Origin of the sequence: Rhodococcus sp. SG20037 (genome assembly GCF_031763325.1) — a bacterium.
Classification (GTDB): domain Bacteria; phylum Actinomycetota; class Actinomycetes; order Mycobacteriales; family Mycobacteriaceae; genus Rhodococcus_F; species Rhodococcus_F qingshengii.
The window spans coordinates 2343006-2358449 of sequence record NZ_CP134497.1 but is presented as its reverse complement, the minus strand read 5'-3'; the positions used below and the strand labels follow the sequence as shown (position 1 = coordinate 2358449).

The 15444-nt window shown below is 63.3% G+C and carries 14 protein-coding genes; all 14 read right to left on the bottom strand.

Annotated features, from left to right (window positions below; genetic code table 11):
* Window positions 1-2: 2 nt before the first annotated feature.
* Entirely contained in the window at window positions 3-1781 is a 1779-nt protein-coding gene (lpqB, locus tag RHP72_RS10920; RefSeq protein ID WP_003940768.1) for an MtrAB system accessory lipoprotein LpqB, read from the bottom strand.
* Window positions 1778-3517, bottom strand: a complete 1740-nt coding sequence (mtrB, locus tag RHP72_RS10915; protein WP_019747781.1) for an MtrAB system histidine kinase MtrB — start codon at window positions 3515-3517, stop codon at window positions 1778-1780. Before mtrB ends, lpqB begins: the two co-directional genes overlap by 4 nt.
* Window positions 3514-4191 (bottom strand): MtrAB system response regulator MtrA, encoded by a 678-nt coding sequence (gene mtrA / locus RHP72_RS10910; protein WP_003941013.1) that lies wholly within the window; start codon window positions 4189-4191, stop codon window positions 3514-3516. The genes mtrB and mtrA overlap by 4 nt, the downstream gene beginning before the upstream one ends.
* 116 nt (window positions 4192-4307) lie before the next feature.
* Window positions 4308-4949 carry a dTMP kinase gene (locus tag RHP72_RS10905; RefSeq protein WP_007731190.1) on the bottom strand — a complete coding sequence of 214 codons (642 nt, stop codon included), beginning with the start codon at window positions 4947-4949 and terminating at the stop codon, window positions 4308-4310.
* 80 nt (window positions 4950-5029) lie between these two features.
* Window positions 5030-6508, bottom strand: a complete 1479-nt coding sequence (ahcY, locus tag RHP72_RS10900) for an adenosylhomocysteinase (protein ID WP_003940766.1) — start codon at window positions 6506-6508, stop codon at window positions 5030-5032.
* A 60-nt stretch (window positions 6509-6568) separates the two neighbouring features.
* Complete coding sequence (locus tag RHP72_RS10895) at window positions 6569-7210, bottom strand: TetR family transcriptional regulator (RefSeq protein ID WP_003941024.1); 642 nt, start codon at window positions 7208-7210, stop codon at window positions 6569-6571.
* A gap of 48 nt (window positions 7211-7258) precedes the next feature.
* Entirely contained in the window at window positions 7259-7441 is a 183-nt protein-coding gene (locus RHP72_RS10890; RefSeq protein WP_003940894.1) for a rubredoxin, read from the bottom strand.
* The gene (locus tag RHP72_RS10885) at window positions 7438-7623 is read right to left on the bottom strand and encodes a rubredoxin (RefSeq protein ID WP_311094674.1); all 186 of its coding nucleotides are present in this window, start codon (window positions 7621-7623) and stop codon (window positions 7438-7440) included. Before RHP72_RS10885 ends, RHP72_RS10890 begins: the two co-directional genes overlap by 4 nt.
* On the bottom strand, window positions 7623-8849 hold the full coding sequence (locus RHP72_RS10880; protein WP_054781789.1) for an alkane 1-monooxygenase: 1227 nt from the start codon (window positions 8847-8849) through the stop codon (window positions 7623-7625). Before RHP72_RS10880 ends, RHP72_RS10885 begins: the two co-directional genes overlap by 1 nt.
* 111 nt (window positions 8850-8960) lie before the next feature.
* Window positions 8961-10457, bottom strand: a complete 1497-nt coding sequence (locus RHP72_RS10875; RefSeq protein ID WP_007731185.1) for an amino acid permease — start codon at window positions 10455-10457, stop codon at window positions 8961-8963.
* A gap of 86 nt (window positions 10458-10543) precedes the next feature.
* The gene (locus tag RHP72_RS10870; RefSeq protein ID WP_283551788.1) at window positions 10544-11503 is read right to left on the bottom strand and encodes a cation diffusion facilitator family transporter; all 960 of its coding nucleotides are present in this window, start codon (window positions 11501-11503) and stop codon (window positions 10544-10546) included.
* Between the two features lie 8 nt (window positions 11504-11511).
* A complete protein-coding gene (gene manA / locus RHP72_RS10865; RefSeq protein WP_064688946.1) occupies window positions 11512-12744 on the bottom strand; it encodes a mannose-6-phosphate isomerase, class I in 1233 nt (410 codons plus the stop codon).
* On the bottom strand, window positions 12745-13839 hold the full coding sequence (locus RHP72_RS10860) for a hypothetical protein (RefSeq protein WP_058039087.1): 1095 nt from the start codon (window positions 13837-13839) through the stop codon (window positions 12745-12747). It abuts the gene before it with no gap.
* Between the two features lie 163 nt (window positions 13840-14002).
* Entirely contained in the window at window positions 14003-15376 is a 1374-nt protein-coding gene (locus RHP72_RS10855) for a phosphomannomutase/phosphoglucomutase (protein ID WP_003941022.1), read from the bottom strand.
* Window positions 15377-15444: the final 68 nt, after the last annotated feature.

The window sequence follows — 15444 nt, the reverse complement described above, 5'->3', positions numbered from 1 at the left end:
CGTCAGCCAGGCAGAACCGGAATCGCCTTCTGTCCGGTCAGCACGGTCACCTCACGCCAGCGGCGATCCCCGGCGGGGTCGTTGTTGTTCAGTTGGAACACCGCACGCGCGTCGGCGACGTACTCGGTGGTCGGCGATGCATCCACGGAGGTGACGGGAGCGGTCAGGTTTCCACTCGGCAGCGCGTCCATCCGTGAGCCGTCGATCGCGACCTGGACAACCGGTATGTCGGCTCCACTGCGCGCGATCACGATGGTGTCGCTGTTGCTCCAGTCGAGTGAGAGCGCGGTACTGCCCAAGCCGGAGGCCACTGCGCGTGGACTCGTCAGGGCGTAGACCCCGCTGGCGGTGCGCACGACCACAGCCAGGTAGACCTTGCCGTCGATGATCATCGCCGCTCGCACGCCGTCCCGCGACAGACGCAGTTCCGAGATCGTGGAACCGACCGACGTCAGGGCCCCGACGTCGACGTTGGTGACCGACACCCGGCCGGTGCCTGGTTCACGGACGACCCGAACGACGGTATTGCCGTTCACAGCCGTCCAGACCGCGTTGTTGTCCAACTCCCACGAAGGTCTGGTGATGGCGCTGCCTTCGAGTACCGGAACGGACCCTTCGCCGTATGTCCCGAGCGACAAGTCGAATCTTGTGCCGGGATCCGGCCGAGCGGTGTCCGCGACGGCTGCCACCAACTTGCCGTCCCGTGAGAGAGCAGCCGCCGTGAGGTTGCCCGCATTGCCCGCGAAACCGGGCACCGGAGTCGCCTCTTGCTCGGTGACACTCACCAGTGAACCGTTGCGCAGTGCATGCAGTCCGACGGTTGCACTCGTGGTGGCCAGTGGGTTCGTGGATGCGACGTCGGCGGTGGTCCAGCCGTCGGCATGAGCCGCGTCCAGCGGTTCGCCGTCGATCTCCAGAACGTACGGCCCTGCCACATCGGCGTTGGCGAGCGTCCAAATGACCTGTGCTGCAAACAAACCGCGAGTAGCAGCATCCATCGGGTTGTCAAGGCGGAAGTTGATGCGCACACCACCGAGACCGACTCCGACCTGTCCCGGCTTACCGTCGGCCTTGGTGATCGGACCGATCACCGACACGCCATTGCCCAGTTCGTTTCGCACAGCCGGCGCCAGCGCTGCCTTCGGTCCGTCGATCATCAGACCGATCAGCTGAGCCGCCACCTGGTCCTGCCCGCCGGAGATCCAGCGAAGATCGGGGACGACCGTCTGGCTGGTGGGGTCGAGGAAAAACAACGACTTCCGCTGGTAAGCGCCGAGGAACTGCGGACGCTCCATGATCACGCCGGGAGGCAGATCACTGATCCGCCATTCGCCGTCGGTCAACGCCAGGGTCATCCTCGCTTCGAAGCTGCCCTCTTCGGGAACGTACAGTCCTCCCGGGTCGAGGCGACCGACCTTGTTCACACGAATCGTGTAGACGGCTTCGGTGCTGGTTCGAGAAACCGAGAGCACATCGACCTTGTCGACGATGACAGCACTTGCCGCGTCGTCCCAACGCGCCGAAGCGTCCTTGGTCAGGTACTGACGGGCTGCGGCGTGCCGGTTGGACGGATCGGTACTCGCCTTGACGAAGTCACGTACCAGCAGGTCCGGCTCTCGCCCCGAGGCCGGTGATTCGACGGAGGTTCCGGGCACAGCGGTTGCCAGAGTTCCGATTGCCTGCGGCGAAGAGGATTCCGGCAAACTCGCGCACGCGCCGGTCAGCAACAGCACGCTGAGCGTTGTTGCGAGAAGTGCCAGACGGCGGCGGGTTCCGATCATGATCGATCCCCACCGTTGGACTCGTTCCGCGAGTCCGATTCGCGCGGAGTCGGCAGGGACGACGTGACCTCGCCGACGGTATCGGCGACGATGTCGGCTTCGCTCGGCGTGCGGACGAACTTTGTGGTCGTCGGCTTGAGAGGCAGTGGGCTCGACACGACTTTCTTGCCACGGGTGCGCGAGAGCGTCAGCCGGAAGCAGGCTCCGACTCCCGGTTCGCCCCAGGCCTCGAGCTTGCCGTCGTGCAGATTCGCGTCCTCGACACTGATTGCGAGGCCGAGTCCGGTGCCACCACTGCGGCGCACACGGGACGGGTCCGATCGCCAGAACCGGTTGAAGACCAACTTCTCCTCGCCCGGACGCAACCCGACGCCACTGTCGCGGACGATGAAGGCGAGGGCATTGTCGTCGGCGCGAAGGCGAAGCAGAATCGGCTTCCCCTCACCGTGGTCGATGGCGTTGGCAAGGAGATTTCGCAGGATGCGTTCGACGCGGCGCGGATCGACATCTGCCATGACCGGCTCGTCGGGCATGTCCACGATCAGTTCGGTGCCGGATTCGCGGGCGAGATGGCGAACCGTGGAAACGGCCGCTCGCGCACACATACGGACGTCGAGTTGTTCGGACGCAAGTTCCGCGACACCGGCGTCGTGACGGGAGATCTCGAGGAGGTCCGCCAGAAGCCCCTCGAACCTGTCCAGTTCGGCGACAAGCAGTTCCGACGACCGACGCAGCATCGGGTCGAGGTTCTCGCTGCCGTCGTAGATCAGGTCGGCGGCCATCCGGACCGTGGTCAGAGGTGTGCGGAGTTCATGGCTGACATCGGAGGTGAAGCGTTTCTGGAGGCTGCCGAACTCCTCCAGCTGGGTGATCTGTTTGGACAGACTCTCGGCCATCTCGTTGAAGGACATGGCCAGGCGCGCCATGTCGTCCTCGCCGCGGACCGGCATTCGTTCCTTGAGTCGGCCGTCTGCGAAACGCACCGCGATTCGCGAGGCCGATCGGATGGGAAGCACGACCTGTCTGGCAACCAACAGCGAAATCGCCGCCAAGAGCACCAGCAACACGGCTCCACCGATCAGCAGGGTGCTTCGAACAAGCGACAGACTTCGGTCTTCGCTGGCGAGCGGGAAGATCAGATACAGCTCGAGTCCCGATATCGACGACGCGGTGGGGCTACCGATGATCAGCGCCGGTCCGGAGTAACCGTTCGGGTTGGACACCGTCGCGAATTGGTAACTGATCTGGCCGCGTTTGACGAACTCGCGAAGGTTGTCGGGGATCTGATCGACCGGTCCCGAACTCGTCGGCTGGCGCGGCCCGTCCCCTGGCACGATGAGCACCGGGTCGAAGGTGCCGGCCGACCCGGAGGCCTGGCCCGAGGTCTGGTTTCGACGGCTCGTCAGTCCGGATGCAGCGCTTTCCAATTGAACGTTGAGCGCCGTCGAATCGTCGACGCCCGCCAGTTGGTCTTCGACGATGCCGCGGGCTCGGTCCATTTCCTCGGTCGCCGCGGTGATCTTCGTTTCCAACAGCCGATCGGTGATCTGGCTGGTCAGCACGACACCGAGAATGACGATGACGATCAAGGACAACGTCAAAGTCGAGACGACCACTCGCAATTGGAGCGAGCGTCGCCACGTGTGCGCGAGGGTGTTGCTCATCGAGTGACACCACCGCAGAAATGGCGTCAGCCGTCGGTTGAGACGACGACGCCACCTGGAAACTCCGCTCACGGCGGTCCGGCCTTGTAGCCGACCCCCCTGACCGTCAAAACCACTTCGGGATTCTCGGGATCAGTTTCGACCTTGGCGCGCAAACGCTGAACGTGCACGTTCACTAGGCGGGTGTCGGCGGCGTGGCGGTATCCCCACACCTGCTCGAGGAGGACTTCACGGGTGAACACCTGGCGCGGCTTGCGCGCCAATGCGACCAGCAGGTCGAATTCGAGTGGTGTGAGCGAGATCTGCTCGCTGCCGCGGCTGACCTTGTGTGCCGGAACGTCGATCACGATGTCGGCGATGCTCAGCAGTTCGGCCGGCTCCTCTTCCGTACGGCGCAGGCGAGCACGCACCCGCGCCACCAGCTCCTTCGGCTTGAACGGCTTCATGATGTAGTCGTCCGCGCCGGATTCGAGGCCGAGTACGACGTCGACGGTGTCGGTCTTGGCCGTCAACATCACGATGGGCACGCCGGAATCCGCACGCAGAACTCGGCATACGTCGATCCCGTTCATTCCGGGAAGCATGAGATCGAGCAGGACGAGGTCGGGCCGGGTCTCACGCACTGCCGCGAGCGCCAGGGTTCCGTCGCCTACCACGTAGGGATCGAAACCCTCACCACGCAGCACGATCGTGAGCATCTCGGCGAGTGCCGTGTCGTCGTCGACAACCAGAATCCTTGGTTTCATATCCCTATCGTTGCATCTCGGAGCGATGAATCAGACCGTTACGAGGCCGTGCGGCGTGCCGCGTCTTTCCCTCTACTGTGCCGGAAAGTTCGAATCCCGGCCGCAAGGGTGACCGATCACGCGAAATCCGCGAGCCTGCGCGCCAGTTCGCCCGGGTCCGTCTCCGGCCCCACGATCCACCAGGGCGAGACCCAGTCCGTCGCTGCCAACTGCTTGTAAAGCTCACCGGTTCTGGCCTGCAGGCCGCCGTCGCGCTCGTAGGCGTCGAGCTGACGCGACGCGTCCTCGGCCTCACGCGAGCGGGCACGCTGCTCGGCCAGAGCTACCGGCACGTCGAGGTACAACTGCAGATCGGGAGCGGGAAGAGCGAGTCGACCCAACTCCAATTCACGGACCCAGGCGACCATCTCGCCGTCCACGCCCTGATGCGCGCGCGCCGCGTTGTAGGCGGCGTTGGACGCCACGTAGCGGTCGAGGAGAACAATGTCGTTGGCGGACAACAGGTCCGAGATCCGATCCGCCGCACCCGCGCGGTCCAGGGCGAACAGGACTGCCATCGCGTTCACGGATTCAGCCAGGTCTCCGTGCGATCCTTTGAGTGCCTCGGCAGCAAGATCTGCGTGGATCGACTTCCCGTACCGCGGAAAATCCAGAGTCGCGATCGACGTGCCGCCGCGGCGGAGTTCGCTCTCCACTTTGCCGATCAACGTTCGCTTTCCAGCGCCGTCGAGGCCTTCCAATGCCACCAGTGTTCCCACGGCGGACAAGCCTATCCCCCGGCCTGCTTGCGCAGACCGGGGGACGGCGGACGCTACATCCTCAGCGACGAATCACCGGGTCAGTAGCGGTAGTGCTCGGGCTTGTACGGGCCTTCGACGTCGACGCCGATGTACTCTGCCTGATCCTTCGTGAGCTTGGTCAGCGTGCCACCGAGTGCCTCGACGTGGATCTTGGCGACCTTCTCGTCGAGGTGCTTCGGGAGGCGGTAGACCTCGTTGTCGTACTCGTCCGGCTTCGTCCACAGTTCGATCTGCGCGATGACCTGGTTGGAGAAGCTGTTGCTCATCACGAACGACGGGTGGCCCGTCGCGTTGCCGAGGTTGAGCAGGCGGCCTTCGGACAGCACGATGATCGAGTGGCCGTCGGCGAACGTGAACTCGTCGACCTGCGGCTTGATGTTGATCCGCGTGACGTCGCCGGACTTCTCGAGGCCGGCCATGTCGATCTCGTTGTCGAAGTGACCGATGTTGCCCAGGATGGCCTGATGCTTCATGGCCTTCATGTGCTCGAACGTGATGATGTCCTTGTTACCGGTGGACGTGATCACGATGTCGGCCCAGCCGATGGCCTGCTCGACTGTCTTGACCTCGAAGCCGTCCATGAGCGCCTGCAGGGCGTTGATGGGGTCGACCTCGGTGACCGCGACGCGAGCGCCCTGGCCGCGAAGTGCCTCGGCACAACCCTTGCCGACGTCTCCGTAACCGCAGACCAGCGCAGCCTTGCCGCCGATCAGAACGTCGGTGCCGCGGTTGATGCCGTCGAGCAGCGAGTGGCGCGTGCCGTACTTGTTGTCGAACTTGCTCTTGGTGACCGAGTCGTTGACGTTGATAGCGGGGAACGTGAGTTCACCGGCAGCGGCAACCTGGTACAGGCGCAGAACGCCCGTGGTGGTCTCCTCGGTGACGCCCTGGACGGACTCGGCGATTGCCGTCCACTTGCCCTTGTCGGACTCGAGGGACTGACGCAGAAGTGCAAGGAAGACCTTGTACTCGTCGGAATCCTGGTCGTCGTCCGTCGGCGGGACGACGCCGGCCTTCTCGAACTGTGCGCCCTTGAGCACCAGCATGGTGGCGTCGCCGCCATCGTCGAGAATCATGTTGGCAGGCTCACCCGGCCAGGTCAGCATCTGCTCGGCTGCCCACCAGTACTCTTCGAGGGTTTCACCCTTCCAGGCGAAAACCGGAACGCCCTTGGGCTCTTCCGGGGTGCCGTGCGGACCGACGACGATGGCGGCGGCAGCGTGATCCTGCGTGGAGAAGATGTTGCATGAAGCCCAGCGGACCTCGGCGCCGAGCGCGGTCAGCGTCTCGATCAGCACCGCGGTCTGAATGGTCATGTGCAGCGAGCCGGAAACGCGAGCGCCCTTGAGCGGCAACACCTCTGCGTATTCGCGACGAAGCGCCATGAGGCCGGGCATCTCGTGCTCTGCCAGACGGATTTCCTTGCGACCGAACTCCGCGAGCGAAAGATCTGCAACTTTGAAGTCGATGCCGTTACGGCTCTCGGCCACGGGCGTTGTTGAAACTGAGGTCGTCATCTGCCTCTCCTGGTTGACGTGCATACTCTGCACAAGCCTATCGGTGTACCAGGCTATCGGTTAGACGCCCTCTCCCGCCCGCCCCTCTACTGCGCGGCCCTCGCGCGCCACGTCGATGAACGGCCCGAGCAGTATGCCCAGATCCTCCGCCACCGAAGCCTCGGACTCCGGCGGCATCGAAATGTAGCTCAGCCCGAGACGCGCAATCGCCCTGGCCAGAATTCCGGCGTCGGCGGGTGACGCCTGAATCCACCCTCGCTGGAAACTCTCCGCAAGCCGCGACGACGCGCGCTCGATGATGACCGCACTGTCGGTGGTGATCAGGCGAAGCAGGTCCGGCTTGGCCTCACCGGTGAGCAGAGAGATCACCAACGGGTCGGTTGCACTGGAGGCGAAAAACGATCCGAAACCCGCCGTCAACGCCTCGACTGCACGTCCGTCGTTCGCCACCATGGCCTCGTCCACCGCGTCGACGAAGCCGTCAGCAAGGCGAAGCGCGTACGCCTCGGCAAGCCCTTGCCTCGAGCCGAACTCGTTGTAGAGCGTCTGACGACTCACACCGGCATGCTTGGCCAGAACCGTCAGCGTCACTTCGGACCAGTCGCGCTCGGTCAACAACTCACGCATCGAATCGAGCACCGACGTACGCAGCAGCAGGCGCGACGCTTCTTTCTGCGGCAGACGAGTGGGCGTCGAAGTCATGGTGACGACACTACCGCCGCACCTAGGTCCGTTCGTCGCCGACGCATCTCACCGTCGTTCGACCTCAACCATGAAGAAGTCGCTCTTCGCCGCCCCGCAGTCCGGGCAACTCCAGTCTTCGGGAATGTCGTCCCAGCGAGTGCCCGGTTCGATACCGTCCTCCGGCCAGCCGACTGCCTCGTCGTACTCGAAGCCGCATTGCGCGCACTGATACAGCTTGTAGTCGTTCATGATTCACTCCCCGCATTTGCCGGCATCGGCTCGAAGTCCAGCTTTTCCCTCACGCCGCAGTCCGGACAGCACCAGTCGTCCGGCACGGCATCCCACGGCGTGCCCGCCGGAAACCCTTCTCGTGGTGCACCCTTCGATTCGTCGTAGACGTATTCACAGACCGGGCATCGATAGCTGCTCATCACGCTGCTCCGTACCGAGCAAGGATGCGATCACGCTTGGACGGCTGAACGTTGACGCGGGTGATGTCGCCGCCGTAGTGCGCAAGGACTTTGGGATCCATCACTTTTCGCCACAGCGGTGGAACGTAGGCGAGGATGATCATGCTCGCGTACCCACTGGGCAGGTTGGGCGCACCGTCCATGCTTCGAAGCGTCTGATAACGACGCGTCGGGTTCGCGTGATGATCGCTGTGACGCTGGAGGTGATACAGGAAGATGTTGGTGCAGATGTGATCACTGTTCCAACTGTGCTCCGGTGCTGCACGCTCGTACCGCCCGCTGTCCAGACGACGACGCTTCAGTCCGTAATGTTCGAGGTAGTTGACGGTTTCGAGCAGACAGAATCCGAACACGGCCTGCAGCACCAGGAACGGCAGTACCGAGAGGCCGAAGACGGCGACGAGGACACCGAACAGTACGACGGACATCAACCACGAATGCAGGACGTCGTTGCGAATTGTCCACGGCTTCTTACCCAGTCGATCGAGTCTGGCCTTTTCCAGGGACCACGACGAGCGCAAAGATCCCCACACACTGCGCGGCAGGAAGGTCCAGAAGCTCTCACCGAAGCGAGACGACGCCGGATCCTCGGGCGTGGCGACGCGCACGTGGTGTCCACGATTGTGCTCGATGTAGAAGTGGCCGTAAAACGACTGCGCCAGAGTGATCTTCGACAACCAGCGTTCGAGATCGTCCTTCTTGTGACCGAGCTCGTGTGCGGTGTTGATCCCGATTCCTGCGACACAACCGATACTGATCGCCAGACCGATCTTGGAGATCAGCCCAAGTCCCCCGTCGATTCCGAGCCAGGACAGATCGGTCGCCGACCAGAGGTAGCAGGCCAGGACCAGGCTGACCAACTGGAACGGTATGTAGATGTAGGTGCAATACCGGTAGTACTTGTCGTTCTCGAGGCGCTCCATCACTTCGTCCGGCGGATTCTCGCCGTCCGGGCCGAAGAAGACGTCGAGGATCGGGAGCAGGATGTAGACGAGAAGCGGCCCGATCCACCACCACACCGGCGAGACCGCATTCCATCCGAGACTGTTGAACAACGCGACCAATCCGACGGCGATGAAGACCGCCGTCGGCGGCACGAGGCCGAGCAGCCAGAGGTATCTCTTCTTGTCACGCCACTGCTCGGGCGGGAGCGTCTGGCCGGATTGCGAGTCCACGTGCGTCGACACGGTCTACCTCCTCGATTCGGACCGACCCGAAAACTGTGAGTCAGTTCACTATGAAGTAGACAGTACTACTGATTTTGTACAAGTGATAGACAAATCATAAACTTTGTACATCTACTCGATTTCGCCGCGTTCACGCTTCCCGATCATCGAATGCTGTCTGCTGTAGGCAAAATAGATGACAACGCCGAGGGCCATCCAGACCACGAACCTCATCCAGGTCTCCACCGACAGGTTGAACATCAGCCACAGACACGCGAGGACGGCCAGAATCGGGACCAGCGGGACCAGCGGCACCCTGAATCCGCGAGGTAGGTCGGGACGCGTCCGACGGAGCACGAGAACCCCGATCGAGACGAGAACAAAAGCGAACAGTGTGCCGATGTTGACCATTTCCTCGAGGGTGCCGATCGGAAAAACGCCGGCGAGCACCGCGACCACGACGCCGACCAAGATCGTGATCCGCACAGGGGTTCCGTGCTTGCCGGTCGGTGCCAGGCGTCGTGGCATCAGACCGTCGCGTGCCATCGCGAAGAGCACCCTGGTCTGCCCGAGCATCAGCACCATCACCACTGTCGTGAGACCGGCCAAAGCGCCGAACGAGATGACGTTTTTCGCCCACGTGATGTCGTGGAAAGCGAATGCCGTTGCCAGGTTGGAGGTATCGCCCTCGAGCTCGGTGTATTTCACCATCCCCGTCAGCACCAGTGTCACCGCCACGTACAGAACCGTGACGATCAGGAGAGAACCCAGGATGCCGCGTGGCAGCGCCTTCTGCGGCTCCTTCGCCTCCTCCGCCGTCGTGGCGACGACGTCGAAGCCGATGAACGCGAAGAACACCAGACTGGCTGCCGCGAGCAATCCGTACCACCCGAACGTGCTGCCACCGGCCCCGGTCACGTACGAGAACAACGACTGGTGGATGCCCTCTCCCGTCGAGCCCGGCTCCGACGGCGGAATGTACGGCGAGTAGTTGTCGGTGTCGATGTAGAAGAGGCCGACGACGATCACCAGCAACACCACCGCGACCTTGATCGCCGTGATCACCAGCGACACCCTCGACGAGAGTTTTGTGCCGGTCGCGAGCAGGATCGTGATGACAGCGATCACCAGCACCGCACCCCAGTCGAATGAGATCGGCCCCAATTCGACGATCGGGCTGCGTGAGCCCATCACTTCGCCGAGGTACAGCGACCAGCCCTTGGCGACCACCGAAGACGCCAAGGCGAATTCGAGGATGAGATCCCAGCCGATGATCCAGGCGACGAATTCGCCGAATGTCGCGTACGAGAACGTGTACGCGCTACCGGCAACCGGGACCGTCGACGCGAATTCGGCGTAACACAGCGCTGCCAGTCCGCAGGCGATGGCGGCAATGACGAACGCGAGCGAGACCGACGGCCCGGCGACATTTCCCGCCGTCCGAGCCGTGAGTGTGAAGATGCCCGCACCGATGACGACTGCGACACCGAACACCGTGAGATCCCACGAGTTCAGTTCTTTCCGGAGTTTGGTTTCCGGCTCGTCGGTGTCCTTGATGGACTGCTCGATCGATTTGGTTCGAAACAGCTTCGACCGTCCAGATCCGGCCTGCTCGTCCTTGACAGCCATTGCCGCCTCCTTGCTGGGGACCAGCAGGTCCCACCATGGGCAAGTAGAGAGATGGCATCAGCCTAAGCCCGCAGGCGCAGCTTTGTTCAGGGTTTGTCGGGAGCCTGTAGATCTGTTTCAGGGCGATCTCCTGCGCTGAGACGATCCAGGTCCGGCTCGAGGTAGATCACCCGCGCCGCAGGCACTGCAGCGCGCACGCGAGACTCGGCCTCGTCGATCGCCGTCGCCACGTCCGAGATCGTCGATCCGATCGGCACCGCAACCTTGGCAGCAACAAGGATCTCCTCGGGACCGAGGTACTGCGTCTTGCAATGAATGACGCGTTCGATACGAGTTCCGTCGACCAGGGCGTTGAGGATCAGTTCGGTCTCCACCGCCGTTGCGCCCTCACCGATCAGCAGCGACTGCATTTCGATGATCAGAATGATCGCGATGATGCCGAGCAGGACACCGATGCACAGAGTTCCGATGCCGTCGAAGACCGGATTTCCGGTCACCATCGTGAGGCCGACGCCGCCGAGTGCAAGGACGAGACCGATCAATGCGCCGGTGTCCTCGAGCAGCACAACCGGGAGTTCCGGGCTACGAGAGGTTCGGATGAAGTTCCACCACGACGCATTTCCCTTGAGCGGTCGTGATTCCTTCGCTGCGGTCCGGAAGCTGTAGCCCTCCAGGCAGATCGCGATGAACAGGATCGCGATTGCCACGAAAGCCGAATTGAGTTCTTCCGGATGCTGAATCTTGTGAATGCCTTCGTAGATCGCGAACAGCGAACCGAGGGTGAAGAGCACCAGTGCAACGACGAACGAATAGAAATATCGGTTGCGCCCGTAGCCGAACGGGTGCAGTTGATCCGCGTCACGTTCTGCCTTCTTCTGCCCCAGGAGCAGCAAACCCTGATTGGACGTGTCGGCCACCGAGTGCACCGATTCGGCGAGCATCGACGACGATCCGGTGATCAAGAATCCGGCGAACTTGGCTACGGCGATTCCGGCATTGGCTCCGAGGGCCGCCAGAATTGCCTTCTTGCCACCATGAGCCGACACAATGTCTCCTAGTTTCCGACTACGGCACTGAAAACCTGCGCAGTCGGGGTCCGTGTGCTCAGGTGTATCGCAGGCTCGTCGGCAGCGATCCACGCCGCTCGGCCTCGATCGAGGTAGAGAGTGTCAGTGCCGCACGTCGCAGTGACCGCGCCGTCGGTGCAGATCAGAATCCGCGGGCCTGAAGCGTCGACGACGATGTCCGTGGAATTCGCGTCGAACTCCAGACGCGTCAAACGAAATTCGGGCGCCGGCGTGACGTACTCGTATCTACCTGATCCTGACTGACCTGATCCAGATGACGGGGCCGGATCGAGCACTTCGATATCGGCCCCGACAAAGTCCAGAACCCTCAGCAATTCGGGCACGTCGACGTGCTTCGGTGTCAGCCCACCACGCAGAACGTTGTCGGAGTTGGCCATGATCTCGACCGCGAGTCCATGGAGATACGCGTGGAGATTGCCGGCAGCGAGAAACAGTCCTTGGCCGGGCTCGAGGGTGACGCGGTTGAGCAGCAGTGCCGCCAGAACACCGGCGTCGCCGGGGTACGCCTCGCTCAATTCCAGCGCGGTGCGGATCTCGGTCACGAATTCGGCGTCGTGGTGCGCGACGTAGGTGATGCACCCGGCAAGTACGGCAGGGAGCAAGGTCCCGAGCACCGTGGACGGCAGCGTGATCCATGTCGTGAACAACGCCCGCAGTCCGTCGGAATCGGGTTGGCCTTCGAGCAGACCGATGTACGGCTCCAACTCGTCGACGGCCAGAGCGCGCAGCAGTTTGACAGTCCGCGTCGGCTCGCGGAATCCGGCAAGCGCTTCGAATCTGCTGAGCGCGACAACGAGTTCGGGCTTGTGGCTGCCGTCCTTGTAGTTGCGAATCGGCGATTCCATGGGAACGCCGAGTGCGTTCTCACGACGAAAACCCTCGTCGGCTTGAACGGCGCTGGGGTGCGCTTGAAGCGACAGCGGTTCTTCCGCCGCAAGCAGCTTGAGCAGGAATGGGAGTCGCTCACCGAATGCCTCGAGGTTCTCACGGCCGAGTTCGCGTTCGGGTTCGCGGTGCAGGACCTCGAGCAACGACTCGCTTCCGGATTCGGTGATCACGCGCGCCGGGTCACCCGGGTGCGCGCCCAACCACAATTCCGCTTCGGGATGATTCGACGGAGTCGAAAGACCGCGTAGTTCGGCAATTGCCGTTCGCGAGCCCCACGCGTAAGAACGAAGTGCACCTTCGAGTTCACGCACTTACTTCGCACCGCCCGTCAACTGCACGTACGCCGCGGCCATGTCTATTCGAGACGCCAACACGAATACCTGCTCCATCTCCGATATGACCACGTTGGTCTGGTCTTCGTCTGCCGCAACCACCAGGTCGGCGTCAGCCAGTGCGTCCATCCGGCGCCTCGCCTCCCCGCGCGTGGATTCGGTCGCGAAGACGAACGCCCGCGCCGGCGGGGTCGGCAGCGCGCCGTCGAGTTGCGGATCGTGAAAGAAGGGGTCGTGGAACACCGAATCACGTGAAGCTGCGTCCGGCGCGAACAGTGCCCGCGCCGAACGAATCACCTCGGAGATCTCGGCGGCAGCGGCGTTCAGGCCGGAGCTCATCAACGCAACGCTCGAGAACTCTGCGAGTGCTGTTGTCACGGAACCACTTCCACACAGAACGACTCGCCGGCCGCTCATCCTGGTGGCCAACGACTTGGCCGGGTTGTGGAATACCTCGTTGGCAGGTCCGTCCCGCAGCGCCTCCGCATCAACTGCGTCGGCGATTCGACCGAGCACCGCCGAACGGTCCTCGATCGATCCCTTGCCCTCGATTTCGGCGGCAACCGCGAGGAAGACGGCGAGGAACCGCGTCATAGTGTGCCGGGGCGAGGCGTAGAGCCGCGGTGGCAAGGGCATGGTGCGCCCGGCCGCCACGGCTCGCATGGGCCCCTCGTCGGGAACGGCGACAACAACCTCGGCGCCGCGGCGTACGGCACTGTCAACGGATTCGACGAGGCGTGGATCACCGGCATCGTCACCGGCGACGACGATCACGTCCAATGGCCCGGCCCACGACGGCGTCCGGTCGAGAACGAGGAGCGGGCAACCGACCGAATCTCCGACGAGAGCAAGCGCGATCCTGGCTCCGTGCCGGGCGCCACCCGCGCCGGCGATGAGTACGACGCTGCGCGGACGCAGACCGGCCAATCGGGAGATCACACCCTCACCGACGGCCGACGCGGTGGCCCGAATCTGTGCGCCGCCCATGGCTACAGACCGCAGTAGCCCTTCCGAATCGGCAGCTGACAAACCCTCGCTGTCGTCGAGGTCGAGAAGCGGCATCGGCGCTGTCATCTCACCGCACCCCCTTCTCCGTTAGCAGTTCCCGCACCATCCAGCATTCCAGCTCCACGCGGTCCGTGGTGGCAAAGCCCTCGTTCCCGAGGCCGTCGTTCCTGAGATAGTCCCCCAACTATCCCAGGGCTTCGGCTCACCGACAAACCGATCAGACTCGGATTCAAGCCCGGACGATCGCCAGAATTTCGTTCACCAATGCGTCGACATCGGCGGACGTGGGTGCTTCGACGTTGAGTCGCAGCAGTGGTTCGGTGTTGGACGCGCGCAAGTTGAACCAGGCATTTCCCTCGAGGCTGACCGTGACACCGTCGAGGCGATCCACCGACTCGGTGCGGTCGGCAAATGCCGCCAGTACAGCGGCCGTACGATCTGCCGCGTCAGCCACGGTGGAGTTGATCTCGCCCGAGGCCGCGTAGCGGGTGTACTCCGCCATCAACTCGGAGAGCGGACGATCCTGCTCGCCCAGTGCGGCGAGTACGTGCAGCGCCGCGAGCATGCCGGAGTCGGCGCCCCAGAAGTCGCGGAAGTAGTAGTGAGCGGAGTGCTCGCCGCCGAACACCGCACCGGTCTCGGCCATCTCCTGCTTGATGAACGAGTGGCCGACTCGGGTACGAATAGCGACGCCGCCGAGTTCTTCGACCAGTTCGGGCACTGCCCGTGACGTGATCAGGTTGTGGATGATCGACGCGCCCGGTTCCTTCGCGAGTTCGCGCTTGGCGACAAGTGCCGTCACCGCGGACGGCGAGACCGGGTCGCCCTTCTCGTCTACGACGAAGCAACGGTCCGCGTCACCGTCGAACGCCAAGCCGATGTCCGCTCCGGTTTCGCGCACGTAGGCCTGCAGGTCGACGAGGTTGGCCGGATCGAGCGGATTGGCTTCGTGGTTGGGGAACGTGCCGTCGAGCTCGAAGTAGAGCGGCAGGACGTCGAGGGGCATCGGCCCGAATACGGCCGGCGCGGTATGGCCGCCCATACCGTTGCCTGCATCGACTGCGACCTTCAGCGGGCGCAACGCAGCCAGGTCGACCAATCCGCGGAGGTAGCTCGCGTATTCCTCGAGGACGTCCTTGGTGCTGGCGGTGCCTGCCGGTCCGTCGTACGCGGGAACACCCGAGACGACCTCGGCGGAGATGACTGCGAGGCCGGTGTCCTGACCGACCGGCTTGGCGCCGGCCCGACACATCTTGATGCCGTTGTACTTGGCGGGATTGTGGCTCGCCGTGAACATCGCGCCCGGGCAGTTCAGCAAACCGGATGCAAAGTAGAGCTCGTCGGTCGACGCCAAGCCGATGTAGACGACGTCGAGCCCTTGAGCAAGCACGCCGTCACCGAAAGCCGAAGACAGTGTGGGCGACGATGCGCGCATGTCGTAGCCGATCACAACCGTCGTGGCGGCGCCGGCCTCGTCGCGGACCAGGCGGGCGAACGACGCACCGACGTCGCGGACAAAATCTTCGTCGATCTGCTCACCGACCACACCGCGTACGTCGTACGCCTTGATGATTGCAGCAACCGACTCGGCTGTTCGCCCCACTGAAAACTCTCCTTGTGCATGCACCCTCACAGACGGGAACGTCCGGGCGCATGGCGTCCGGAGATTCG